Annotated in this window: 26 protein-coding genes and 2 pseudogenes; 23 read left to right on the top strand and 5 right to left on the bottom strand. The window is 35.4% G+C overall.

From position 1 onward, the window contains the following. Positions 1–37 precede the first annotated feature (37 nt). From AC1DMU_RS00140 to AC1DMU_RS00090, 11 genes are all read left to right on the top strand, one after another. Positions 38–796, top strand: a complete 759-nt coding sequence (locus AC1DMU_RS00140; protein WP_048545879.1) for an exodeoxyribonuclease III — start codon at positions 38–40, stop codon at positions 794–796. 298 nt (positions 797–1,094) lie between these two features. Then, positions 1,095–2,060: an iron-hydroxamate ABC transporter substrate-binding protein gene (locus AC1DMU_RS00135; protein WP_476941449.1), complete on the top strand. Its 966-nt coding sequence runs from the start codon at positions 1,095–1,097 to the stop codon at positions 2,058–2,060. 27 nt (positions 2,061–2,087) lie between these two features. Beyond that, positions 2,088–3,095, top strand: a complete 1,008-nt coding sequence (locus AC1DMU_RS00130) for a FecCD family ABC transporter permease (protein ID WP_088064249.1) — start codon at positions 2,088–2,090, stop codon at positions 3,093–3,095. After that, a complete protein-coding gene (locus AC1DMU_RS00125; RefSeq protein WP_087984997.1) occupies positions 3,088–4,110 on the top strand; it encodes a FecCD family ABC transporter permease in 1,023 nt (340 codons plus the stop codon). The genes AC1DMU_RS00130 and AC1DMU_RS00125 overlap by 8 nt, the downstream gene beginning before the upstream one ends. Positions 4,111–4,124: 14 nt before the next feature. Beyond that, the gene (locus tag AC1DMU_RS00120) at positions 4,125–4,946 is read left to right on the top strand and encodes an ABC transporter ATP-binding protein (protein ID WP_046956533.1); all 822 of its coding nucleotides are present in this window, start codon (positions 4,125–4,127) and stop codon (positions 4,944–4,946) included. Positions 4,947–4,963: 17 nt separating this feature from the next. Continuing rightward, positions 4,964–5,782 carry an alpha/beta hydrolase gene (locus AC1DMU_RS00115; protein WP_088064248.1) on the top strand — a complete coding sequence of 273 codons (819 nt, stop codon included), beginning with the start codon at positions 4,964–4,966 and terminating at the stop codon, positions 5,780–5,782. 276 nt (positions 5,783–6,058) lie between these two features. After that, positions 6,059–6,286 (top strand): hypothetical protein, encoded by a 228-nt coding sequence (locus AC1DMU_RS00110; protein WP_000849106.1) that lies wholly within the window; start codon positions 6,059–6,061, stop codon positions 6,284–6,286. A gap of 293 nt (positions 6,287–6,579) precedes the next feature. After that, positions 6,580–6,882, top strand: coding sequence for a metal-sensing transcriptional repressor (locus AC1DMU_RS00105; RefSeq protein WP_000349636.1), 303 nt, complete (start codon positions 6,580–6,582; stop codon positions 6,880–6,882). 202 nt (positions 6,883–7,084) lie between these two features. Next, positions 7,085–7,291: a copper chaperone CopZ gene (gene copZ, locus AC1DMU_RS00100; RefSeq protein ID WP_002014669.1), complete on the top strand. Its 207-nt coding sequence runs from the start codon at positions 7,085–7,087 to the stop codon at positions 7,289–7,291. A gap of 95 nt (positions 7,292–7,386) precedes the next feature. Next, the gene (locus AC1DMU_RS00095) at positions 7,387–9,807 is read left to right on the top strand and encodes a heavy metal translocating P-type ATPase (protein ID WP_088064247.1); all 2,421 of its coding nucleotides are present in this window, start codon (positions 7,387–7,389) and stop codon (positions 9,805–9,807) included. Positions 9,808–9,968: 161 nt separating this feature from the next. Continuing rightward, positions 9,969–10,448 (top strand): GNAT family N-acetyltransferase, encoded by a 480-nt coding sequence (locus AC1DMU_RS00090; RefSeq protein WP_088064246.1) that lies wholly within the window; start codon positions 9,969–9,971, stop codon positions 10,446–10,448. Between the two features lie 20 nt (positions 10,449–10,468). Here AC1DMU_RS00090 and AC1DMU_RS00085 read toward each other — a convergent pair whose 3' ends face one another. Both AC1DMU_RS00085 and AC1DMU_RS00080 read right to left on the bottom strand, forming a co-directional pair. After that, positions 10,469–10,741: an HU family DNA-binding protein gene (locus tag AC1DMU_RS00085; RefSeq protein ID WP_001043904.1), complete on the bottom strand. Its 273-nt coding sequence runs from the start codon at positions 10,739–10,741 to the stop codon at positions 10,469–10,471. Positions 10,742–10,882: 141 nt separating this feature from the next. Continuing rightward, entirely contained in the window at positions 10,883–11,698 is an 816-nt protein-coding gene (locus tag AC1DMU_RS00080) for a formate/nitrite transporter family protein (RefSeq protein ID WP_087984993.1), read from the bottom strand. Between the two features lie 196 nt (positions 11,699–11,894). On the opposite strand from AC1DMU_RS00080, the gene AC1DMU_RS00075 reads away from it, so the two are divergent. Together AC1DMU_RS00075 and AC1DMU_RS00070 are read left to right on the top strand one after the other, a co-directional pair. Next, a complete protein-coding gene (locus tag AC1DMU_RS00075) occupies positions 11,895–12,788 on the top strand; it encodes a metallophosphoesterase (protein WP_088064245.1) in 894 nt (297 codons plus the stop codon). Between the two features lie 168 nt (positions 12,789–12,956). Then, positions 12,957–13,036, top strand: a pseudogene (locus AC1DMU_RS00070) (N-acyl-L-amino acid amidohydrolase); the annotation flags it as partial. 52 nt (positions 13,037–13,088) lie between these two features. On the opposite strand, the gene AC1DMU_RS00065 reads toward AC1DMU_RS00070, so the two are convergent. Continuing rightward, positions 13,089–14,171 (bottom strand): chitinase, encoded by a 1,083-nt coding sequence (locus tag AC1DMU_RS00065; protein WP_088064244.1) that lies wholly within the window; start codon positions 14,169–14,171, stop codon positions 13,089–13,091. Positions 14,172–14,592: 421 nt separating this feature from the next. On the opposite strand from AC1DMU_RS00065, the pseudogene gabP reads away from it, so the two are divergent. The 8 genes and pseudogenes from gabP to entD all read left to right on the top strand — a co-directional run bounded on the left by gabP (position 14,593) and on the right by entD (position 23,580). Further along, positions 14,593–15,986, top strand: a pseudogene (gabP, locus tag AC1DMU_RS00060) (GABA permease). A 133-nt stretch (positions 15,987–16,119) separates the two neighbouring features. Further along, positions 16,120–16,458: a hypothetical protein gene (locus AC1DMU_RS00055; protein WP_113732328.1), complete on the top strand. Its 339-nt coding sequence runs from the start codon at positions 16,120–16,122 to the stop codon at positions 16,456–16,458. Positions 16,459–16,775: 317 nt separating this feature from the next. Then, complete coding sequence (locus tag AC1DMU_RS00050; protein WP_000228316.1) at positions 16,776–17,318, top strand: DUF420 domain-containing protein; 543 nt, start codon at positions 16,776–16,778, stop codon at positions 17,316–17,318. A 117-nt stretch (positions 17,319–17,435) separates the two neighbouring features. Beyond that, positions 17,436–18,599: an iron-containing alcohol dehydrogenase gene (locus AC1DMU_RS00045; protein WP_088064243.1), complete on the top strand. Its 1,164-nt coding sequence runs from the start codon at positions 17,436–17,438 to the stop codon at positions 18,597–18,599. Positions 18,600–18,767: 168 nt separating this feature from the next. Next, positions 18,768–19,520 (top strand): DeoR/GlpR family DNA-binding transcription regulator, encoded by a 753-nt coding sequence (locus AC1DMU_RS00040; RefSeq protein ID WP_088064242.1) that lies wholly within the window; start codon positions 18,768–18,770, stop codon positions 19,518–19,520. Next, on the top strand, positions 19,517–20,428 hold the full coding sequence (gene pfkB, locus AC1DMU_RS00035) for a 1-phosphofructokinase (protein WP_060487493.1): 912 nt from the start codon (positions 19,517–19,519) through the stop codon (positions 20,426–20,428). The genes AC1DMU_RS00040 and pfkB overlap by 4 nt, the downstream gene beginning before the upstream one ends. A 13-nt stretch (positions 20,429–20,441) precedes the next feature. Continuing rightward, positions 20,442–22,301 carry a PTS fructose transporter subunit IIABC gene (locus tag AC1DMU_RS00030; protein ID WP_088064241.1) on the top strand — a complete coding sequence of 620 codons (1,860 nt, stop codon included), beginning with the start codon at positions 20,442–20,444 and terminating at the stop codon, positions 22,299–22,301. 346 nt (positions 22,302–22,647) lie between these two features. Then, complete coding sequence (gene entD / locus AC1DMU_RS00025; protein WP_088064240.1) at positions 22,648–23,580, top strand: cell wall-binding protein EntD; 933 nt, start codon at positions 22,648–22,650, stop codon at positions 23,578–23,580. Positions 23,581–23,642: 62 nt separating this feature from the next. On the opposite strand, the gene AC1DMU_RS00020 is transcribed toward entD, so the two are convergent. Next, a complete protein-coding gene (locus tag AC1DMU_RS00020; RefSeq protein WP_000814419.1) occupies positions 23,643–23,888 on the bottom strand; it encodes a hypothetical protein in 246 nt (81 codons plus the stop codon). A gap of 181 nt (positions 23,889–24,069) precedes the next feature. On the opposite strand from AC1DMU_RS00020, the gene miaA reads away from it, so the two are divergent. Both miaA and hfq read left to right on the top strand, forming a co-directional pair. Further along, positions 24,070–25,023, top strand: coding sequence for a tRNA (adenosine(37)-N6)-dimethylallyltransferase MiaA (gene miaA, locus AC1DMU_RS00015; protein ID WP_088064239.1), 954 nt, complete (start codon positions 24,070–24,072; stop codon positions 25,021–25,023). Positions 25,024–25,044: 21 nt separating this feature from the next. Beyond that, a complete protein-coding gene (gene hfq / locus AC1DMU_RS00010; RefSeq protein ID WP_000813896.1) occupies positions 25,045–25,269 on the top strand; it encodes an RNA chaperone Hfq in 225 nt (74 codons plus the stop codon). Positions 25,270–25,349: 80 nt separating this feature from the next. On the opposite strand, the gene AC1DMU_RS00005 is transcribed toward hfq, so the two are convergent. Beyond that, the coding region (locus AC1DMU_RS00005; protein WP_476941448.1) for a Gly-Xaa-Xaa repeat protein at positions 25,350–26,144 on the bottom strand (795 nt) is incomplete at its 5' end.

Here is a 26,144-nt window from a genome sequence, read left to right as displayed (position 1 = left end):
TGAAATTTGAAAGTGAACATCAAGAGGAGGACTATAGGTGAAGTTAATTTCGTGGAATGTAAATGGTTTGCGAGCAGTTATCGCAAAAGGTGGATTTTTAGAATATCTTGAGGAATCAAATGCTGATATATTTTGTTTACAAGAGATTAAATTACAAGATGGGCAAATTGATTTGAATCCAGAGGGATATTATACATACTGGAATTATGCTGTGAAAAAAGGTTATTCAGGAACGGCTATTTTTTCGAAAAAAGAACCGCTATCTGTAACATACGGTTTAGGAATTGAAGAGCATGATCAAGAAGGACGAGTTATTACTTTAGAATTCGAAGATTTTTACATGATAACGTTATATACACCAAACTCAAAACGAGGATTAGAACGATTAGATTACAGAATGAAATGGGAAGATGATTTCAGGGCTTATATTAAGCAATTAGATGAAAAAAAGCCCGTTGTTTTTTGCGGTGATTTAAACGTTGCTCATAAAGAAATCGATTTAAAAAATCCAAAAAGTAATCGTAAAAACCCTGGATTCTCTGATGAGGAACGAGAGAAATTCACATGTATTTTAGAAGAAGGATTTATTGATACGTATCGTTATCTGTATCCTGATCAGGAAGGTGCATATTCGTGGTGGTCGTATCGTATGGGAGCGAGAGCAAAAAATATTGGATGGCGTTTAGATTATTTTGTTGTTTCGGAAAGAATGAAAGACAAAATAACAGAGGCGAAAATTAATAGTGAAGTGATGGGATCAGACCATTGCCCAGTTGAATTACATATAAATTTCTAAAAAAAGAAGTATCTTCCTAAGATTAGGCGGATACTTCTTTTTTATTCAGTTTGTTAAAATTTTTCAAATCTTTCTTGAAATAATTGCATATTAAATATATACTTAGTAACGATAATCATTATCAATGAAAAGTGTTATCAATAGATGAGGTGTAAAAGAATTATAGTTTAGGGGAAGTGAACGAGAATGAGTTCTGGATAGAATTATTAATCTAATGAAATATATATGTGAGACAAGTTTCATATAGTTAAATTTTATTGAGAATATAGTTTGAGAATTCGAGAGGAGTTATATAAAGATGAACAAGAAGTTATTTACTTTAGGGATGGTTACAGTTTTAAGTGTAGGACTAGCAGCATGCAATAGTACGGATAAAACTTCAGGAGGACAAAAGCAACAGACAAAAGCTACGGAAACGAAAAAAGACGAAAAAAGAAAAATTACATATTTAGGTAAAGAATATACAGTACCAGCAAAAATAGATAAAATTGCGACAGCTAGTTTAGAGTCAATGGAAGATGCAGCGGTACTTGGTATTAAGCCAGTAGGTGCCATTACTGTTGGTGGTAAATTACCGAAGTATCTTGAGAAAGATTTAGAGGGTGCGAAATCTGTTGGCGAGAAAATGCAACCAAATTTTGAAACATTACTACAATTAAAGCCAGACGTTATTACATCAAGTACGAAATTCCCAGCAGAAACAGCTGAAAAGTTTACGAAAGTAGCTCCTACATTCCCGGTATCACACGTTTCAACAAATTGGGAAGATAACTTAAAGTTAATGGGAGAATTAACTGGTAAAAAAGATAAAGCAGAAAAAATTATTAAAGATTACAATTCAGACGCTGAAAAGGCAAAAGCAAAACTAGGAGATAAGTTAAAAGACAAAAAAGTACTTGTCATTAGACTAAGAGCAAACGAATTATTCCTATATCCAGAAGGAGTATATTTCAACCCTGTCATTTATAAAGATCTTGGATTAACTGCTCCAGAACAATTGAAAACTGTAAAAGCACAAGAGAAAATTTCATTTGAAAAACTTGCTGAACTTAATCCGGATTATATTTTCTTACAATATGAGACAACTGAAAATAAAAATCCGAAAGTGCTAGAAGAAATTGAAAGTAATCCAATTTGGCAAAGTATGAATGCTGCGAAGGAAAAGAAAGTATTTGTAAACGTTGTAGACCCAATGGCACAAGGTGGTACTGCTTGGAGTAAAACAGCATTCTTAAAAGAAGCAGTGAAAAATTTATCTAAATAATACAATAAGTAAGGTGCGTTGAATGATATGCAGAAAACAAATGCAGTACCAGTGACTATATTATGTATAGCACCCATACTCATCTTATTTACAGTTATATTTTCTATTTTGTATGGGGCGAAGAGTATTGATGCTGAAATAGTGTGGAGCGCATTATTTCATTTTGATTCAAGCGATGTAAATCATAATATTATTATTACTTCACGTTTACCAAGGGTAGTTGCAGCTCTTTTAGTTGGAGCATTTCTAGCCATATCAGGAGCACTTATGCAGGGGATGACAAGAAACTATCTTGCATCCCCTTCTATTATGGGTGTGACGGATGGGGCAGCCTTTGTTATTACACTTTGTATGATTTTTCTTCCGGGAATGTCATCAATTGGTATGGTTTTATGTTCAATGATTGGTTCTGCACTAGGAGCCGGTATCGTGTTTGGTTTTGGCTCGCTCCTTCAAAATGGCTTATCACCAGTTAGGTTAGCGATTATCGGAACAGTTATTGGAACATTTTTAAGTAGTGTATCGGCCGCGATGGCATCATATTTCCAAATCTCTCAAAATGTTAGTTTTTGGTTTAATGCAAAGTTAGACCAAGTGGATCCTAATATCATTAAAATCACGATACCGTTTGGGATAATCGGAATAATTTTAGCGTTGTTAATATCAAAATCTATTACCATTCTTTCTTTAGGAGAAGAAGTTTCTATTAATCTAGGGCAGCGTACAAAACTAGTTAAAGCGATGGCAATTTTATCAGTTATCTTTTTAACAGGAACAGCAGTTGCTTTAGTAGGAAAAGTTGGTTTTGTAGGTTTAATTATTCCGCACATTACTCGCTTTATAATTGGGGTAGATTATAAGTGGATTTTGCCATGTGCAGGCGTTATTGGTGGAGTTTTCTTAGCGTTATGTGATGTTTTAAGTAGATTTGTAAACTATCCATTTGAAACACCTATTGGGGTCGTTACCTCCTTAATTGGAATTCCTTTCTTCCTTTATTTAATTCGTACAAGAGGAGGAGAGAGACATGCTTAAAAGTTCAAGTCAACGTTTCGGAATGACGATGGGGATTAGTGTATTTTTAATACTATGTGCTATTTATATTAGTTTAACGAATGGTACGTTTGATATTACGATTACAGATGTATTTAAAACACTCTTTAGAATAGATCCAGTACCAGACCATGATTTAGTTATTTTTGAGTTTCGTCTTCCTCGTATCGTAATTGCTGGGCTAGTAGGATTAGGCCTAGGCGTTGCAGGTGCTGTTATTCAAGGGATTACGAGAAATGGATTGGCAGACCCAGGTATTTTAGGAGTGAATGCTGGGGCCGGCACAGCAATCGTTATTTTTATGTTTTTCTTTCAAGGGCAATTAAAGAGCACAGACTGGATGTCTATTATGATGATGCCAATGTTTGGTTTAGTCGGCGGATTAGGTGCAGCTATCATCATTTATCTGTTTTCATGGAAAAACGGTAAGCTAGACTCCCAACGTCTTTTATTAACAGGGATTGCGATTGGGTCAGGATTTGGAGCATTTTCTATGTACTTATCACTCAAAATGAAGTCAACTGATTTCGAGATGGCTGCAGTTTGGGTGTCAGGAAGTATATATAGTGCAAACTGGAAGTATATTATTGCTATGTTGCCGTGGCTTATCATATTAATTCCGCTTATACAAAAGAAAGCTTATTTATTAGATTTATTTCAATTGGAAGAAACGAGTATTACAAGTTTAGGTGTTTCAGTAGAAAGAGAGAAATCTATTTTACTATTAAGTAGTATCGGACTTGTAAGTGCATGTGTTGCAGTTTCAGGAAGTATTGGTTTCATTGGATTAATGGCACCGCATATAGCAAAAAGGCTTGTCGGTATTCAGCATAAGCATATCATTCCTACGTGCGGAGTAATCGGAATGTTCCTTGTAATAGCTTCAGACTTTATTGCAAAAACAGTTTTCACCCCTGTAGAGTTACCTGTTGGAATCGTTATTTCTATTGTCGGTGTACCGTATTTCTTATATTTACTTTATAAGGCGAAAGCGTAAGAGGAGGAATAAAAGTGAGTATTTTAAGTGCAAAAAATTTAGAAACGAGTTATGAAAAGCTTACAGTGTTTCGCGATTTAAATGTGGAAATACAAGAAGGAAAAGTAACGACAATTATAGGGCCAAACGGGTGCGGGAAATCAACACTGTTAAAAACAATGGGAAGAATTTTAAAGCAAAAGAGCGGTAAAGTATATTTGCAAGGACAGGATTTAAATACGATTCCAACAAAAGAAATTGCGAAGCAGTTAGCTTTACTCCCGCAAACTCCAATTGCACCAGGAGAACTTAAAGTGGAAGAATTAATTTCCTATGGACGCTATCCACATCGAAATAATGTAAATAAGTTAACTTCAAAAGATAAAGAGATGATTGATTGGGCATTAGATATAACGAAAACTTCTGAATTTCGAACGAGACAAATTGCAAATTTATCAGGCGGTCAAAGACAAAAGGTATGGCTAGCGATGGCTTTAGCACAAGAGACAGAAGTGTTACTACTAGATGAACCAACTACATATCTCGATATGTCTCATCAATTAGATGTATTACAAATTGTGGAGAAGTTAAATAAAGAACATAATTGTACGGTTGTTATGGTACTACATGATATTAACCATGCAGCAAGGTTTTCAGATGAAATTATTGCGATGAAGGAAGGGGAAATCGTTACAACTGGTAGCCCAGAAGAAATCATTACAAATGAAGTGTTAAAAGAAGTATTTCATATTGATGCGCGTGTCATGATTGATCCGTATAATGGGTCTCCTGTTTGTTTTGGATACGATAGCGTTGCACTTCAAGAAGAGAAAGTAGAGATATATGTAACGAGTTAAGAAGGGGGGAATATAAGATGAATACTACTATTGAAAAACAGCAGATTATTACATCTAATACAGAACAGTGGAAACTGTATTCAAAATTAGACTGTAAGGAATATCAAATTCATATTTCAAAGCCGAGGCGGCCAGCACCAGAGTCAGGATATCCTGTTATATACGTATTAGATGGCAATGCCTTTTTTCAAACATTCCATGAAGCGGTTAAAATACAATCAGTTAGAGCGGAAAAAACAGGTGTTTCACCAGCCATTATAATAGGTATTGGTTATCCAATTGAAGAGGCATTTTCAGGAGAAGAAAGATGTTATGATTTTACGCCAAGTGTAATTTCAAAAGATGCGCCTTTAAAACCAGATGGCAAACCGTGGCCTAAAACAGGAGGAGCACATAACTTCTTTACTTTTATGGAAGAAGAACTGAAACCTCAAATTGAAAATAATTATAAGATTGATAAAGGAAAGCAAACATTATTTGGGCATTCGTTAGGTGGCTTATTTGCTTTACATATATTATTTACAAACGTAAATGCCTTTCAAAATTATTTTATTAGTAGTCCATCAATCTGGTGGAATAACCAATCTGTGCTTGAAAAAGAAGCGAATCTTATAAATGAATTAAACAGTGCCAAGTTTCAAACGGGAGTGTTCCTTACAGTTGGGTCACTAGAACGAGAGCATATGGTTGTAGGGGCAAATGAATTATCAGAGCGTCTTCTCCAAGTCAAACACGATCAGTTTCGATTTACGTTTTATGAAGCTGAAGGGGAGAATCACGCATCTGTTGTGCCGACTTCTTTAAGTAAAGGGTTAAGGTTTATTAGTTACGTATAAATTGAAATGAATATCTAATAAAATGCAAACAAAAGGCTATGGTAAATTTTCCATAGCCTTTTGTTTGTGCAAGTAGAATTGTCTTTTTTGAACGTTTTGTTTCAACTTTTCGTCTAAAGAGACAAAAAGTTGTCACAATTCGGTCACAATTAGCATAAACATAAAATAGACGAAATGAACTTATTTCCAAAAAGGCTTGATTCATTCCATTCATGATTAGAAGAGCTGAAACAGCATGGATTAAAAGTTCACTATATTCTCAAGGAGGTAGATCGTATGAAAACTATTCTTGCTATCGCTGGGCTTATTTGGGTTTTATCACATGGCATTCCAATTTATGAAGGAGAACAAATTCGCAGTGCTCTGAATAAAAATTTTAATGAATATCACGTTATTGATCGGCAAGATAATGTCGTGACAGTTCGTGTAAATGATTGTTTTCATACGGTAACCGTTGAAGGAACTTCAGTAGTGAATGATACAAAAGTATGTGATCAGCAATAATTATATATAGGAAGAAAAAAGTCTCAATTTACACGTGTGAAAATTGAGACTTTTATATTTGTGGATGAATAATAAGCGGGGATGGATAATCCCTGCTTATTATTGTTTTTTGAAAAAAAGGCAAGGGTATCATAATAATTGAGTCTGAGAAGCTAATAAGTTGTTAAGAATAAGCATAGAGCGGAAATATACTCATATGGGGTATCATACGTAGATAATTAATGCTATAATTGGTATACTCGTAAAAGCAATTGTTTTATTGGATGAAGAGAAACTTTAAGAAGGTGATAATTATGGATCATAAAGAGCATGAAGCGGTAACACATAGATCAGAAAAAGAAAAAGAGCAGATTATAAATAGATTAAAGAGAATTGAAGGACAGGTCCGCGGTATTCAAAATATGATTGAAAATGATCGTTATTGCGTGGATATTTTAGTGCAAATTTCAGCGATTAATGCAGCGATGAAAAAAGTAGGAATGGGTGTATTAAAAAACCATACAAGTCATTGTGTTTCAGGTGCTATTAAAGATGGCAATGGTGACGAAGCAATTGAAGAATTAATGACTGTATTTGAACGTTTTTCAAAAGCGTAAAAACAAGCTAGTATGTAACTGGCTTGTTTTTTGTTTACCTTCATATAAGATTTCGGGGTATTGATGTGAAAAAGTGTATGTAAAATAAACTTTTAGAAAATAATTGAAAAATCATGATACAAAACCATTGATTACCTTAGGGGGGTATGGTAAGATGTAATTGTGATTAACAAACAATGAAGAAACAAGAGGAGGATTTTAAATGGAACAGTTAACATTAAAAGTTGAAGGTATGTCTTGTGGACATTGTGTAAATTCTATTGAAAGCAGTGTGAAAGAACTAAACGGTGTTGAACAAGTGAAGGTTCAATTAGCAGAAGGAACTGTTGAAGTTACTATCGACTCGTCTGCTGTAACACTAAAAGATATCGTTGCTGTAATTGAAGATCAAGGATACGATGTTCAATAATTATTTTTAGATATGGAAATAAATCGTACTTTATAGGAAGTACGATTTATTTTGTTAATAATTATACCTTATGAGGGTATATAGAGGTGAGAGACATGAATGAACAGAAAGAGGCTAATCTTCAAATATCAGGAATGACATGTGCGGCATGTGCGAATAGAATTGAAAAAGGTCTGAAAAAAGTAGAAGGTGTTCATGATGCAAATGTAAATTTTGCACTTGAAAAAACAAAAATAATGTATGATCCCCAAAAAACAAATCCGCAACAGTTTAAGGAAAAAGTTGAATCGTTAGGATATGGAATTGTAAGTGATAAAGCTGAGTTTACTGTTTCAGGGATGACATGCGCAGCATGTGCGAATAGAGTAGAAAAGCGTTTAAATAAGTTAGAAGGTGTGAACGGAGCGACAGTAAATTTCGCTTTGGAATCAGCTACAGTAGATTTTAACCCTGATGAAATTAATGTAAATGAAATGAAGAGTGCAATTACGAAATTAGGATATAAATTGGAAGTGAAATCAGATGAGCAAGATGGATCAACTGATCATCGCTTACAAGAAATTGAGCGACAAAAGAAGAAATTTATCATTTCATTTATTTTATCATTCCCGTTACTGTGGGCAATGGTAAGTCATTTCTCATTTACATCGTTTATTTATTTACCTGATATGCTTATGAACCCTTGGGTGCAGCTAGCTCTTGCAACTCCAGTTCAGTTTATCATTGGTGGGCAGTTTTATGTTGGAGCTTATAAAGCGTTACGAAATAAAAGTGCCAATATGGATGTTCTCGTGGCACTTGGAACGTCGGCAGCGTATTTTTACAGTGTGTATTTAAGTATTAGGTCGATTGGTTCTTCGGAACATATGACAGACTTGTATTTTGAAACGAGTGCAGTACTTATTACATTAATTATTTTAGGTAAATTATTTGAAGCAAAGGCAAAGGGACGCTCGTCAGAAGCAATTAAAAAATTAATGGGATTACAGGCGAAAACCGCTACTGTTCTACGAGACGGAACAGAAATGAAAATTTTAATCGAAGAAGTAGTAGCTGGTGATATCGTTTATGTAAAACCTGGTGAAAAAATCCCGGTAGATGGAGAAATTGTAGAAGGAAAGTCAGCAATAGATGAATCGATGTTAACAGGTGAGAGTATTCCAGTTGATAAAACAATTGGGGATGTAGTAATCGGTTCTACAATGAATAAAAATGGATTTTTAAAAGTGAAAGCAACTAAGGTAGGAAGAGATACTGCATTAGCTCAAATTATTAAAGTAGTAGAAGAGGCGCAAGGGTCAAAAGCTCCTATTCAAAGAGTAGCTGATCAAATTTCAGGTATTTTCGTACCCGTTGTAGTTGTGATTGCTATTATCACATTTGCAGTGTGGATGCTATTTGTTACACCTGGTGATTTTGGCGGAGCACTTGAGAAAATGATAGCCGTACTTGTTATAGCTTGTCCATGTGCATTAGGTCTTGCGACACCTACATCTATTATGGCTGGATCAGGAAGATCAGCTGAGTATGGTATTTTATTTAAAGGTGGAGAGCATTTAGAAGCAACGCACCGATTAGATACAGTTATTCTAGATAAAACAGGTACTGTGACAAACGGAAAGCCTGTTTTAACAGATGTAATTGTAGCAGATGGATTCCATGAAGAAGAAATACTACGTTTAGTCGCTGCGGCAGAAAAAAATTCTGAACATCCACTTGCAGAAGCGATTGTAGAAGGAATTAAAGAAAAGAAAATTGATATCCCAAGTTCAGAAACGTTTGAAGCGATTCCAGGATTCGGTATCGAATCAGTTGTAGAAGGGAAACAATTATTAATTGGTACACGTCGATTAATGAAGAAATTCGATATTGATATTGAAGAAGATTCTAAATCGATGGAAGAGCTAGAACGAGAAGGAAAAACAGCAATGCTTATTGCGATCAATAAAGAATATGCTGGTATAGTGGCCGTTGCAGATACTGTAAAAGATACTTCAAAAGCAGCTATCGCAAGACTTAAGAAAATGGGTCTAGACGTTGTTATGATTACAGGAGATAACACACAAACTGCTCAGGCAATCGCTAAGCAAGTTGGTATTGATCACGTAATTGCAGAAGTATTACCAGAAGGAAAAGCAGAAGAAGTGAAAAAACTCCAAGCACAAGGTAAGAAAGTAGCAATGGTTGGAGATGGAATAAATGATGCTCCTGCTCTTGCTACGGCGGATATCGGTATGGCAATTGGAACAGGAACGGATGTAGCGATGGAAGCGGCAGATATTACGTTAATCCGTGGGGATTTAAATAGTATTGCTGATGCAATCTTTATGAGTAAGATGACGATAAGAAATATTAAGCAAAATTTATTCTGGGCACTAGCTTATAACGGATTAGGAATCCCGATTGCGGCGTTCGGTTTCTTAGCACCTTGGGTTGCAGGAGCGGCTATGGCATTTAGTTCTGTATCCGTTGTATTAAATGCATTACGATTACAAAGAGTGAAATTAAAAAAATAAAAATCTAGAGAGTAATTGCATATGCTTTTAAACGAAAAACAATACTTTGAAATAAGTATTGTTTTTTGTTTATATAGAAAGAAAAAAGATATAATAAAGCAGAAATATTGAATACTAGATGGTAGACAAGTTAAATGATAGTTTAGTAAGGAGGTTCATATATGTTAAAAGATACGATCATTAGAATATTCCATAAGGAGGATTTAGAACAAGTATTACAGTTGTTCTATGAAACAGTTCATACAATTAATGCAAAAGATTATAACGTGTTACAGCTACAGGCATGGGCACCAGATCAACTAGATAGGGAAAGTTGGTTACAGTCTTTAGAGAAGAATATTAGTTATGTAGCGGATCATAACGGTAGGATAGTGGGATTTGGGGATTATAATGATGATCATTACGTAGATCGCTTATTTACGCATAAAGATTATCAAGGGAAAAGGATAGCCTCATACATACTAAAGAAGCTAGAAAAAGAAGCAGTGAACTTGGGGCATAGGGAGATTTATACAGAAGCAAGTATTACAGCAAAACCTTTCTTTGAAAGTAAAGGCTTTATTTGCATAAAGGAACAAAAGAAACAGCATAATGGCCAGATTTTTATTAATTATGTAATGAAAAAAATAGCCCTCTCGTAAACGAGAAGGCTATTTTTTCATTATTTTACAGCTTCTTTAAGTTCTTTACCAGCTTTGAAAGCAGGTACTTTAGAAGCTGCGATTTGCATTTCTTCACCAGTTTGTGGGTTACGGCCTGTACGAGCAGCTCTTTCGCGTACTTCGAATGTACCGAATCCGATAAGTTGTACTTTTTCACCAGCAGCTAAAGTGTTAGTGATTGATTCTACTACAGTTTGTACAACTACAGTAGCTTCTTTTTGAGAAATCTCAGCATTTTGTGCTACGTTTTTAATTAATTCTGTTTTGTTCATGTTTTTCACCTCATATGTAAATAATGCTATTTAAGTTGTTATTATAACGTATAAAACATTCGAGAACAAGTGTACGCACATATATTCGTAAAAAAAATGAAATTTGTAATATTTTTTAGAGCCACTGTATAGACTTTCAATTTAAGCGGATACAGATTTTTTCTTTAATGCAGTTTGCTCTTTATTGGAAGGGAGTTCCTTATTATAGGATATGAAATAAGGTAATGCTACAAATAACATACCTCCTACTAAGTTTCCGAAGAAAACAAAAATGAAGTTTGGAAAATATTCAATCCAAGTTAAATGACCGGCAAAAATTGCAGCTGGGATGACAAACATATTGGCTACAACGTGTTGAAATCCAATCGCAACAAAAGTCATAACTGGGAACCAAATACCGATAATCTTCCCGATAAATTCTTTACTTCCCATACTGAGCCAAACAGCTAAACAAACGAGCCAATTACATCCGATTGCAGAAATGAAGGCTTGTAGTGGTGTATCTTGTAGTTTAGCTTGCGCAATAGAAACTGTTTTCGCTAAAAAAGCTCCCTCTGTTAATCCGACGATATGACCGAAAAAATAAGCAACGAATACAGCACCTATGAAGTTGCTAAACGTAACAATAACTAAATTTCGAATGAAGTGAAATAATTCGATTTTTTTGTGAAGCCACGCCATTGAAACGGTCATCATATTGCCAGTTACTAACTCACCGCCTGCAAGAATAACGAGTATAAGACCGATAGGGAATACAGCGGCACCTAGAAAACTAGTAAATGATCCCCAAGACTTTGGCATTGTTCCAATAACATGAATATCGAGTAAATACCCTAATGCTATGAAAGCACCACCAAAAAAACCGAGAATTAGCATAGGGAGTAATGATAAATGAGCTTTTTTTCTTCCGGAATTCGCAGCAAGTTCCGTAATTTCTTCTGGTGTAAATACAGACATGAATAATCTCTCCTTAATAAAATGATAGAATGAATAGAAGGAACATTTTTAAGAATCTATGTATTATAAAAATATGTTATGACTTCTGTATAAATTTGTCAAAGTGAATGAGGATAGAATTGGATATAGCTAACATTGTTCATGTTGTCACATTAATGTAACAATAAGGCTTTAAAGTACTTCTAGAGGTGAGAACATGAATACGAATCATGTAAAAAAAGAACAAAAAAAATCAATCGTCAAGATATGTATAATCAGTTTCATAAGTATAGTAATGATTTCAATAAGTTTGTATTTCTATGCGACAGAAATAGAACGAAAACTAGTAACAGTTACGTGGAATGAAATAGAAGCTTCTACAATTCCTAAAGAGTTTAATAACAAAAAGATATTACAATTCTCAGATGTGCATTTAGGGCCAGAATTTACATTGAAACAACTAGAAAATTTGGTAGAGAAGATGAATACGTTACATCCAGATATAGTAGTTTTTACAGGGGATTTAATAGATAAGTTTGGATCGTATAAGGCAGAAAGAGAAGAAGCGCAAAGCATTTTGCAGAAAATACATGCGCCCTTAGGGAAATATGCAGTGTTTGGGAATCATGATAGGGGCGGGGGAGGTAGTTTATTTTATAAAAAGTATATGGAGGAAGCTGGTTTCTCTGTGTTAGTAAATGAAGTGCATAAAATTAATGCGGAAAATGGCAAATATATTACAATATCAGGTTTGGATGATTTTTTATTAGGGAAGCCGCAAATAGACGCGACTTTAAAACAAGTAAGGCAACAAGATTTTAATATGCTCTTAGTACATGAGCCGGATGTTGTAGACAAAGTAGCTCGTTACCCAGTTGATTTTCAAATGTCAGGACATAGTCACGGAGGACAAGTTCAAATTCCTTTTATAGGTCCATTAATTACTACAAAATTAGCTGAGAGTCATGTTGAAGGTATGTATGAATTAGAAGGGAAGAATAAGCCGTTACATTTATACGTAAATCGTGGTATTGGGACAACCCGAATGCCTGTTAGATTTTGGAGTGTACCTGAACTTTCAGTATTTGTGTTAAAGCAAAATAGCAACTAGACTATTTTAGAGTAGTAACAGGACTTTCAGAGAAAGTTCTCTTTTTTTATTGGGTAAATACAGAATGTTATGTGATTTTTATTTAAAGTGTTAAAAAGGAAAGGGGAATTTCTATGGTAGAAACATGGCATAAAGAATTGGAAAGTTTATATAACGAAATGGTTTCGTGGCAAATTACTTTTAAGTATTGTAAATAGTTATGTAGAGATGGAAAAGAATCTTTTCATCATGTAGAAGTGAAAAAGTAATTTACATAAATAAAAAACAACAATAGGTTATGTAACCTATTGTTGTTTTTTATTATTTTTCCAAGGGAATAGCATCAAAATATGTTCTATAGTTATTAGAGAATTCAAAGTTGTTTTTTGCATCCCAATTAATAGACCAAGACATTAGGCCGCGGAATGCAGGGTAGCCACTCTGATTTGAAAGTTTATACTTTCCTCCGAAAGGAATTCCTTTAATGATATAATCTAAAGCTTTTTTCATTTCAGTTGGAGAAATATATCCGCCACTTGGAGCGGCCGCTGGTGCTGCAGGAAGTCCAATCATGACTTGATCCGAACGAAGAGCTGGGAAAATGTTAGTTGCATTACCACCTACAGGAAAACCATGTAAGAGCATATCTGCCATAGCGACTTCGTAGTCTGCAGTGCCTTGATTGTAGTTATTACCGTCCATTCCAATCCCGCTACCAGCGTTGTAGTGTTGAACGTGAATGTATGTTAGTTTGTCTTTTACTCCGTAAATAATCGGTAAATAAGCACCCCAGATGCTTCCGTATGCGCTATAACCACCTTGAACATAAGCTGTTTCAGGAGCCATGCTTAATAGAAAATCTGGACCGTAATGATCTGAGATTGTTCGAATAGCTGAGATAAGATTTACGATTTGAGGAGTAGTTGGGTTTTTAAAATTAGTGTCATTTCCGTTTAAGTAAATACCTGATTCAAGGTCAATATCTATTCCATCAAAACCGTATTTATCGATCAGAGATTGTAGGGAATTAATAAAACGTTGCTTAGCCGCATTGTCAGGAAGTAAAACGACCCCATTTTGTCCACCTATTGAAAGAACTATTTTCTTACCTTTACTTTTTAAATAAGAAATATCTGATTTAAACTCTGCATCTGTACCATACACAGGAGAAAATTCAACAGTGGAACGATCACCACCAGTTTCACCGAAAGATACATTGATTACATCCCATTTTGGTGAAACGTCCCTTAATTTAATAATACCAGTACCGTTATCGAAGTTATGCCAGTATCCAACGAGTAATTTTGATCCTAAATTGTTTGCAGCTTGTGCTTGGAAGGGAGCTAGCGGTAGCAGTAAGAAAATTACTAAAGTACAACAAATAAATTTGAACTTGTTTAACATATCAACACTCCTATACAAAAAGTTGTCTAGATGTATAATCTTGTTTATTTCATGATATCTGAAAATTTGAACTTTTGTAAGGTGACTATAATTTTCTCAACAATTGTGTATGGAAAATTATTAAACCTAATGTAATAATTTTTGGAGGAGGTCGAATTACGATTGTTAAATTCAGAATATTTTGATATATTTTAAAGTATAGGACAAGATTTTTCGCATAATACTCTTACATAAAGTGAAACTTTAATCAGTGGGGCTTTGTTCATCCCCCGCTGATTATCAGCCCTCACCAATCGGGCTTTTACGGGCAGTAGATTCCCACCTAACTTCTTTGCTTCCGCTGAATTTTGAGGTGGGGGTCTTACTGCCCGTTAATGCGGGGGAAATTTCAAAATTAAGTTTGGAAGGGGATGTACAAGAGTTGGATAAAAATCTTAAGAAAGACCTCAAAATACGCCACATTACAATGATTTCCATTGGTGGCGTAATAGGAGCTGGTTTGTTTGTTGGAAGCGGTGCGGTTGTGCATTCAGCAGGGCCAGGTTCTATCGTTTCATATGCATTAGCAGGACTTCTAGTCATTTTCGTTATGAGAATGCTAGGGGAAATGGCAGCTATTAACCCGACAAGTGGTTCATTTGCAACATATGCAAGAGAAGCAATTGGTCCATGGGCGGGTTATACAATTGGGTGGCTATATTGGTTTTTCTGGGTAATTGTTATTGCGATAGAAGCTACAGCAGGTGCTGGTATTATTCAATATTGGATTCCAGAAATCCCGCTCTGGTTATTAAGCTTAATATTAACGATTTTATTAACATTGACGAATGTTTTTTCGGTGAAATCATTTGGAGAGTTTGAATATTGGTTTTCATTTATTAAAGTAATAAGTATCGTTTTGTTCCTTTGTCTTGGACTCGCTGTTATTTTAGGATTTGTACCAGGAACGGAAGCACCTGGCACTTCGAATTTAGTAGGGCAAGGAGGATTTATGCCAAATGGTATAAGTTCGGTGCTACTTGGAATTACCGTCGTTATATTTTCATTTATGGGATCAGAGATTGTCGCAGTAGCCGCTGGAGAGTCTGCCGAACCTGTAAAAGCAGTAAAACAGCAACAAATAGTGTAATTTGGCGTATTCTCGTATTTTTCATTGGATCGATTGCTGTAGTTGTTACACTCCTTCCGTGGAATTCAGCGAACATACTAAAAAGCCCGTTTGTGGCGGTGCTGGAACATATAGGGATACCAGCGGCAGCACAAATTATGAACTTTATCGTTTTAACAGCTGTACTTTCTTGTTTAAATTCGGGTTTATATACGAACTCAAGAATGCTTTTTTCAATGGCAGAAAGAGGAGACGCGCCAAAGGCATTTTTGAAATTGAATAGTAGTGGTGTTCCAGTTCGGGCGGTTTTATTTGGAACTTTCTTTGCTTACATTGGAGTTGTTTTTAGTTACATATCTCCAGATAAAGTATTTTTATTTTTAGTGAATGCATCTGGCGGGATTGCGTTACTCGTTTATCTCGTTATAGCAGTTTCACATTTCAAGATACGTAAAAAAATGGGGAAAGCGGAACAACAAAATTTGAAAGTCAAAATGTGGCTTTTTCCATATGTAACATATGTTACAATTACTGCGATTATAGCAGTTTTAGTTGCCATGCTCGCAATTGAATCTTTACGTTCACAAGCGCTTTTAACAATGCTTGTTACTGTTCTTATAATAATTTCTTATTTTATTTTTAATAGAAATAAAAATAGTACATTGTTGAATCCTAAAAGCAAGAATGAGGAATCTGTTCGATTCTAATTTCTTGTTTTAGAAGAGAGTTACACCCAATCATTGCTATAAAAGAATCATATATAATCATAGAAACAAGTAATTACTATTGTCATAGTGGATATAAACTTTTTTCTTGACTTTTTATATGAAGGCGAGCAAAATGGTAAAAAAGGAAGGGGGGATGACGATGGAAGAGTACGTACTAGAGCTGTATAACTTGTTATATACGACAGAATGGCAAGATATTGTTTCATTTCTAGGAATAATGTTTTGTATGAAAATTGTAATTGTATATATGGAAGAGCAAGGTATGTTCTATTCCTTCTCATCTCCGTTCGATGTGCAGCGCGAGCCGTTGCCAAACTATGCCAAGGTAAATTACGAACAGTTTCCTTTTGTGATTTTCTTTATGATTCGATTTATAACAGCAATTGTAAAGAAAAAGGAAAGTGACGATGAAGAGTGCCATTCAACTTGTAATATAGCGACTGCTTTTTAAGCTAAATACAAGGAGGAGATTTATATGTGGTTTCGATTTCTTATGATTGGTTTCTTTTCATTAACAGCAATTTCTTTAATGGGATATCAAGTGTCTGAAATTTATCAAGCATATAGCAATACGTTTTTTAACAAAAACTAATTACATTGCTATTTAAATAATAAAGCGATAAAATCCTTCTTAAGAAGTTTTATTAAGAAGGATTTTTTTCTTTGCGCTGTCTTACTGTGTCAAACTATTGTCACATTTACACTGTGAATAATATGTTAAAATAGTGAGGTTACGTATACATATTTGAAGGAAGAGGAGTGACCATTTTGGTGGATCAATCAACTAATCAGAAAAGCTATGCTCCTATTGTGATAACGCTTTCTGTAATTGTAAATGCGATTATTTTATTTTTGTTCTTTGGACCTGTTGGCTATGAAGGAGAAGTACATTTTGATGTAACAATTTTACCAATGTTAAATGCAATTTTTAATAGCTTTACGTTCGTATTCTTATTAGCAGCTTTATACTCTATTATTAAGAAGAATGTGAAAATGCACCGTGGTTTCATCTTAGCAGCATTTACAACGACGTTGCTATTTTGTGTTTCTTATTTATCGTATCATTACTTGGCGCCAGCAACACATTTTGGTGGAGAAGGATTCATTAAATATGTGTATTTCATCATTTTAATTACACATATTATCCTGGCAGCAATTATTGTACCACTTGCATTGTTTGCACTTGTATTTGGTTTTACAAATCAATTAACACGTCATCGTAAAATTGTACGTTGGACGATGCCAATTTGGTTATATGTAAGTTTATCTGGTGTTATTGTTTACTTAATGATCTCACCTTATTATCAATAAAAAATCTCAGCCTTTAGGCTGGGATTTTTTTTGTTAGGCAAATATTTTTGTGAAATGAAAAAAATATGGTATACAAAAGTATAGTTGCTTTTCATATAGAAGGGATGGTAAAGGGATATGCAAAATTTTGTATTTCGTAATCCAACGAAACTTATTTTCGGTAAAGGTCAATTGGAACAGTTAAAAACTGAAATTCCACAGTTCGGTAAAAAAGTTCTTCTCGTATACGGGGGAGGCAGCATTAAAAGAAACGGTATTTATGATAATGTAATTTCTATTTTAAAAGATATAAATGCGGAAATATTTGAATTGACAGGTGTTGAACCGAATCCTCGTGTATCAGCTGTAAAGAAAGGGATTCAAATTTGTAAAGATAATGGTGTCGAATTCATATTAGCGGTTGGCGGAGGAAGTGTAATCGACTGTACGAAAGCAATTGCTGCTGGTAGCAAATATGATGGAGATGTATGGGATATTGTAACGAAAAAAGCATTTGCTAGTGAGGCGTTACCATTTGGTACGGTACTTACGCTTGCGGCAACAGGATCTGAAATGAATGCTGGTTCTGTAATTACAAACTGGGAAACGAATGAAAAATATGGCTGGGGTAGCCCAGTTACTTTCCCGCAGTTTTCGATTTTAGATCCAGTTCATACTGCGTCTGTGCCGAGGGATCAAACAATTTACGGTATGGTAGATATTATGTCACATGTATTAGAGCAATATTTCCATCATGGAACAAATACAGAATTACAAGATCGTTATTGTGAATCTGTTTTAAAAACAGTAATTGAAACTGCTCCTAAGCTTTTAAGTGATTTAGAAAATTATGAGCATAGAGAAACCATTTTATATTGCGGTACTATGGCGTTAAACGGTATTTTAGCGATGGGAGTAAAAGGAGATTGGGCGACTCATAATATTGAACATGCAGTTTCTGCGGTTCATGATATACCACACGGGGGTGGCCTTGCGATTTTATTCCCGAACTGGATGAAGCGTGTTGTAGATGAAAATGTAAGTCGTTTTAAACAGTTCGCTATTCGCGTATTCGATGTAGAAACAGATGAAAAGACTGATCGAGAAATTGCGTTAGAAGGAATTGAGGCGTTACGTCAATTTTGGACTTCAATTGAGGCACCAGTAACGTTAGCGGATTACGGTATTGGGGAAAATGAAATTGATTTAATGGCTGATAAAGCGATGGCTTATGGTGAATTTGGTAACTTTAAAAAATTAAATAAAGACGATGTTTTAAGTATATATAAAGCTTCTTTATAAGTGAATCGAAAAAAGAAACCCATTTGATATAACAATCAAATGGGTTTCTTTTTTGTTGTTTATAACTGTTTATAACTGTTTGTGACTGTTTCTGGTTATTTGTGAATGTTTATGGTTGATTTTTGTGATCGTTTTCATTATACTGTAATCAAAGAAGAGGTGAATAAAATGTTAACTCCTGAACGTCATCAAATGATATTGCAACTTGTAAAAGAGCAGAAGGTTGTTAAATTACAGCAATTAGTGGAAAGAACAGAAAGCTCTGAATCAACAATTCGTCGTGATTTAGCGCAATTGGAAAAGCAAAGGTTATTAAAAAGAGTTCATGGTGGTGCTGCTGTTTTAACAGGAAAAGGACAAGAGCCAACGATGGTTGAAAAATCATCCAAAAACATTCAAATAAAACAACAAATTGCTAACTATGCGGCTAGCATTGTTGAACAAGGTGATTGCATTTATTTAGATGCAGGAAGTACAACATTTGAAATGATTCCATTTTTAATAAATAAAGATGTTACTGTCGTTACGAATGGACTTATGCATATTGAAGCTTTAGTTGAAAATAATATTCGTGCGTATTTACTAGGCGGAATGATGAAAAGTAGGACGAAAGCTTTAATTGGTGCTATGGCACAGGAAAGCATGCAGAAGTACCGTTTTGATAAATGTTTCTTAGGAGCGAATGGTGTGCATGAACAGCTTGGTTTTACAACTCCAGATCCAGAAGAGGCACTTTTAAAACAAATGGCATTAACATTAGCAAACGAAGGATATTTCTTAATTGATGAAAGTAAGTTTTCAGAAGTTGCGTTTGCGAAAATTGCCAATGTTGAAGAAGCAAATATTATTACAAACTATTTAGAAATTGATTTAGAAAAATATAAAAGACAAACCAATGTAATTGAGGCTGATAAACAATGATCTATACAGTTACTTTAAACCCATCTATTGATTATGTAGTACAAGTTAATTCCTTCGATTTAGGAGCAGTAAATCGAGCAGAGAAAGATATGAAATTTCCTGGAGGGAAAGGCATTAACGTTTCTCGTGTTCTTCATCGTTTAGGTGTTGAAAATGTAGCGCTTGGATTTACTGGTGGATTTACCGGTCGATTTATTAAAGATGTATTACAGGCGGAAGGTGTAACAACAAACTTCGTCCAAGTAGACGGTGATTCCCGAATTAATGTGAAAATAAAAGGGCAAGAAGAGACAGAATTAAATGGGCAAGGTCCTAATGTGACAAATGAACAATTTGAACAATTAATGAAACAAATTGAAAGTATGAGGCAGGGAGATTGTGTTGTACTAGCTGGAAGTGTACCGGCGTCTATCTCAACTACTTTTTATGAATCAATCGCAGCGCTCGGAGCTGAGAAAGGTATTCGCGTAGTAGTTGATGCAAGTGGAAGTGCGCTGCAGCATGTAATTAAAAATAAACCATTTTTACTAAAGCCTAATCATCATGAACTTGGTGAGTTATTCGGAGTAGAGATTTCAACAGTAGAAGATGTTTTACCGTTTGGAAGAAAATTAGTTGAACAAGGTGTAGAGCACGTTATCGTATCAATGGCTGGAGATGGGGCTTTATTATTTACGGCAGAAGGTATATATGAAGCAACTGTTCCAAAAGGTGTTGTAATTAATTCGGTCGGGGCCGGAGATTCTCTCGTTGCAGGATTTGTAGGTAAATATGAACAGACAAAAGATATTGAAAAGGCATTTCAATATGGCGTTGCAACAGGGAGTGCAACAGCATTTTCAGCTGATTTATGTGAAAAAGAAAAAGTAGAAGAATTATTGTCGCAAGTAATTGTAACTAAGCGATAGGGGGAAGTAACATATGAAAATTACAGAACTATTAAAAAGGGATACAGTTATTATGAACTTGACAGCTTCAAATAAAGAAGCTGTCATAGATGAATTAGTTGAGAAATTAGACGGAGCAAATCGTTTAAATAGTAAAGCTGAATTTAAAGAAGCTATTTTAAAGCGAGAGTCACAAAGTACGACTGGTATAGGGGAAGGGATTGCAATACCTCATGCGAAAACAAAAGCTGTTAAGCAACCAGCGATTTGTTTTGGTAGAAGTGTAAGCGGTATCAACTATGAATCGCTTGATGGGCAGCCTGCACATTTATTCTTTATGATTGCTGCGAGCGAAGGGGCGAATAATACTCATTTAGAAACGTTATCGCGCCTATCTACATTATTAATGGATGAAGGATTTCGTAAGCAATTGTTAGAAGCGAAGGATGAAGAGGAACTTCTTCGTTTATTTGATGAAAAAGAGAATGAAAAAAAAGAAGAAGACATTGAAGTTGCAAAACCAGAAGGAAATGAACCATACGTACTAGCAGTTACGGCTTGCCCAACTGGAATCGCTCACACCTATATGGCAGCGGATAGCTTGAAAGCAAAAGCAGCAGAGCTAGGAATAGCGATTAAAGTTGAAACGAATGGATCAACAGGTATAAAAAACGCTTTAACGAAAGAGGACATTGAACGAGCAACAGCTATTATCGTTGCCGCAGATAAACAAGTAGAAATGAACCGTTTTGCTGGGAAGCATGTTATTCAAGTGCCAGTCGCTGATGGGATTAGAAAAACGGAAACACTTCTTAATCGAGCTGTAAAACAAGACGCGCCAATCTTTAATGGAATAAAGGAAGATGGGAAGACAGAAAGTACAGAGAAAGAAAAAGGGTTAGGAATTTATAAGCACTTAATGAACGGTGTAAGTAATATGCTTCCATTCGTTGTGGGTGGAGGAATTTTAATTGCACTAGCATTTTGGATTGGTGGTATAAAAGCAGAAGGACCATTGGCTGAATTGTTAATGTCTATTGGTGGAGGCAAAACAGGTGCGTTTTTATTCCTCGTACCAATTTTAGCTGGATTTATTGCGAGTTCTATTGCTGATCGTCCAGGATTTATGCCTGGTGTTGTCGGTGGATTTTTAGCAGCACATGCGAATGCTGGATTTTTAGGGGGATTAATTGCTGGTTTCTTAGCTGGGTATGTTGTTTTAGGATTGAAAAGATTATTTTCAGGATTACCAGCACAGTTAGAAGGAATTAAACCTGTATTGTTATATCCGGTCTTTGGATTGTTGATTACAGGAGTTGTTATGCAAAAAGTAGTAATTCCGCCTGTAGTAGCATTGAATGAAATGTTAACAGGATGGTTAAATGGTTTGAACGGTACAAATGCTATATTACTAGGTCTTATATTAGGTGGTATGATGGCAATTGATATGGGTGGTCCAATTAATAAAGCTGCATTTACATTTGGTATTGCTGCAATAGAAGCGCAGAACTTTGGCGTACACTCTGCTGTTATGGCCGGTGGTATGGTACCACCATTAGCGATTGCATTTGCAACTACTTTCTTTAAATCAAAATTTACTGAAGCAGAGCGTAAATCTGGTTTAACAAATTATATTATGGGAGCATCGTTTATTACAGAAGGTGCGATTCCATTTGCAGCTGCAGATCCGATTCGAGTAATAGTAAGTTGTGTTGTTGGTTCAAGTATTGCGGGTGCATTATCTATGTTATTCCAAATTACATTACCAGCACCGCATGGTGGATTGTTTGTTATCGCATTAGTAAATAAACCGGTGCTATATATTTTCTCGATATTCATAGGGACAGTTATTTCAGCTCTTATGATGGGGATTTGGAAAAAGAAAGTTAAATAACACATGAAAAAGGAGTAGCTTTTATTAGCTGCTCTTTTTTATTACAAAAAAGGAGTTAATAATTGGAGAATGATGAATTTTGGTAAAAGATGTAATGAAATATGGTTTTTTTGTAACAAAAAAGTAATACTGTAATTTTTTTTGGAAAAAAATTCTGGGCTAGTATGTGGAAAATATATGAAAACTATTGGGGATTCTATTAGAAATGGAATTCATTAATATGGAAATTTATGTTACAACTCATTAATCGTGTATTACGAATGGTTTGTAATTGTGTGATTTCTAAAAATCCTAAAAATCTGTTGCTATAATGAAAATACGAAAACAAAGCAAATGGAGGCTATTCATGAAAAAATTATTAGGTATAGCAACGGCGGCAGTTTTTGGTCTTGGGATTTTTGCAGGTTCTGCGAAAGCAGAAACGATTGTAACAACAGACGTATTAAATGTTAGAGAAAACCCAACTGTAGAGTCAAAGCTTGTAGGTAAAATGTTAAGTGGAAATAAATTAGATGTTATAAATACAGAAAACGGATGGGCAAAAATTAAATTAAATGGTAAAGAAGCGTTTGTAAGTGCTGAATTTACAAAAAGTACATATTATGTAACGCCGGGCGTGTTAAATGTTCGTGCTGGAGCGAATACTGACTCTGAAATTCTTGGTAAACTGAATAAAGATGATGTAATTGAAACGACAAATCAAGTTCAAAATGAATGGTTACAATTTGACTATAATGGAAAAACGGGATATGTTCACATGCCATTTTTAACAGGGACGGCACCTGTAATTGAAAAGAAAGAAGTTGTAACGCAAGAAGAGGCGCCAGTAAGAGTAAATACGCCAGTTAAAAATAATAAAGTAGTTAAGAGCAAAGAGTCTGTTAAAAATGTAGAATCAAGTAAACCTGTAGCAAAACAGCAGTCAACTACGAAACAAGTTACGAAATCTACTGAAACAAGTGCACCTGCTGGTGGACGTGAAATAACAGTAGAAGCGACAGCGTATACAGCGCATCCAAGTGAGAATGGTACGTATGGTGGTCGTGTATTAACTGCAATGGGGCATGATTTAACAGCAAATCCGAATATGAAAGTAATTGCTGTTGATCCTAAAGTAATTCCGCTTGGATCAAAAGTATGGGTAGAAGGATATGGAGAAGCGATTGCTGGAGATACTGGCGGTGCGATTAAAGGGAATCGTATTGATGTATTAGTCGGTTCAGATGGTAGTGCCGATAGCTGGGGGCGCAAATCTGTAAAAGTAAAAGTTATAGAGTAGTGTATATGTATTAATATAAAAGGCGGTTGCTTGAACGTGTGTAAGCAACCGCCTTTTATGGATCATTGAAAAGGATAAATAGTTTTACCTGTAATAATTTTATATGCACTGCAAAATTGATTTTGTATATACTCTGTATTTTTATTTTCTGGATGTAATGTTGTTTCTTGGAGAGTAGAATGAAAAGAACGTAGCAAACAATTTAAGGCGAAATATAATTCTTCTTGTGAACAATTTTGTTCTTTTGTAGCAGTAGCTAAAATAAGATCTTTTGTTAAAGATGAAAAATTGATGGTGGATTGTTTCATAGTCAACTCATCCTCTCGAAGGTATTTTTAATCATGTATATGCGGAATTGGACAAACTATGTTCTTTTTTATTTATAATTTCATGTACCGAAATGAAAGAACTTGCAATCATGCCGTTAAAATTGGTAAGATTGGATATAATCAATAGATGGAGTACATTACATAAAGAGAGTTGAATGATATGGGAGAAGTGCAACGTGAAAAAGTTGCTGTCATCATTGGACCAACTGCTGTTGGAAAGACGAAGTTAAGTATTGATCTTGCCAAAGCGTTGAATGGTGAAATTATAAGTGGAGATTCCATGCAGATTTATCGTACGATGGATATTGGAACTGCAAAGGTGACAAAAGAAGAGATGGATGGAATTCCGCATTATATGGTCGATATAAAAAATCCGGAAGACTCATTTTCTGTTGCCGAATTTCAAGAACGTGTTCGTAAGCATATTCGAGAGATTACAGAGCGTGGTAAATTGCCAATTATCGTTGGTGGAACTGGTCTGTATATACAATCTGTTTTATTCGATTATCAGTTTACGGATGATGCTGGCGATACTATATACCGAGAACAAATGGAAAAGTTAGCATTAGAACGTGGTGTGGAATATGTACATAAGAAATTACAAGAAGTAGACCCAGAAAGTGCTGAGCGTATTCATGCAAATAATGTACGTCGTGTCATTAGAGCGTTAGAAATTTTCCACACGACGGGTGAAAAAATGAGTGATCAACTTGAAAAACAAGAAAACGAGTTATTATACGATGTTTCCTTGATTGGCTTGACAATGGATCGAGAAATGCTATACGATCGCATTAACTTACGAGTTGATATAATGATGGACCAAGGGTTATTAGAAGAAGTAGAAGGATTGTATAATAGAGGGATACGAGATTGTCAATCTATTCAAGCGATTGGGTATAAAGAGATATATGATTATTTTGAGGATCGTGTCTCTTTAGAAGAAGCGGTATCACAATTAAAGACGAATTCACGTCGTTATGCAAAGCGTCAATTAACGTGGTTCCGTAATAAGATGGATGTCACGTGGTTTGATGTTACAGGCGGTGAAAAAACGTCAGAAATTTTACGATACATAGAAGGAAAGTTACAACTAAAGTCGAATAATAGTAAGTAGAGAAAAAGAGGAGGATTCGACATGAAGCAATCAATCAATATTCAAGATCAGTTTTTAAATCAACTCCGTAAAGAAAATACGTTTGTTACGCTGTACTTATTAAATGGTTTCCAGCTTCGTGGATTAATTAAAGGATTTGATAATTTTACAGTCCTACTGGAAACAGAAGGTAAGCAACAGCTTATTTATAAACATGCAATTTCTACATTTGTACCACAAAAAAATGTTTCAATTGAATTAGAGTAGTAATGAATTATTGTACATAACAAAAAAAGAGCGAATTTCTCGCTCTTTTTTTATTTGCCATAAACGATACATAGTGAAATTTAAGCGATTCTAAATACAGTAAGGCGAATGTTAGTGTTTCCTGTTTCAGGAATTGTAATTTCGCTAAGGGTAGGTTTGACGGAAATGTTTGCGCCGGCAGCTAATGTTTCGATCGTAGTGAATGAAAGTGAGTCGCCTATTAGATTTGAAGAGAAGTTGTCAGTTGCGACTGCTCCATTTATTGAAATTCCTACTCCAAGTGGGGCGCATCCTGGTGCAGTTGTAGAGATGGATACGCTAATGACATAAATACCAGCGTTGATAACAGTAACTGTATCTGTGCCATTGAAGATAATGTTGTTTACGTTGATTGCAGTATTAAAAATGAAGTTGTTAAATTGGAGTACTGTTTGTTGAATGTTGTTTGTAACAACAATTGTTGCTACAGGGAAGCTAGGTCCAGTAGGCCCGGTTGGTCCAGTAGGTCCACCAGAAGGTCCAGTAGGTCCAGTAGCTCCTATACCAGTGGCGCCAGTAGCACCTGTTGGTCCTTGAACGCCTTGAGGTCCAGTAGCGCCCGTGTTACCTTGAACGCCTTGAGGTCCGGTAGCACCCGTGTTACCTTGAACGCCTTGAGGTCCAGTAGCACCCGTGTTACCTTGGGCCCCTTGAGGTCCCGTGGCACCAGTAGCGCCTGTGTTACCTTGAACGCCTTGAGGTCCAGTAGCACCCGTGTTACCTTGGGCCCCTTGAGGTCCCGTGGCACCAGTAGCACCCGTGTTACCTTGAACGCCTTGAGGTCCAGTAGCACCCGTGTTACCTTGGGCCCCTTGAGGTCCCGTGGCACCAGTAGC

It is taken from the genome of Bacillus sp. 01N45, assembly GCF_056399205.1.
The sequence above is the reverse complement of the archived record's forward strand: the minus strand, read 5'-3'. Positions and strand labels throughout refer to the sequence as shown.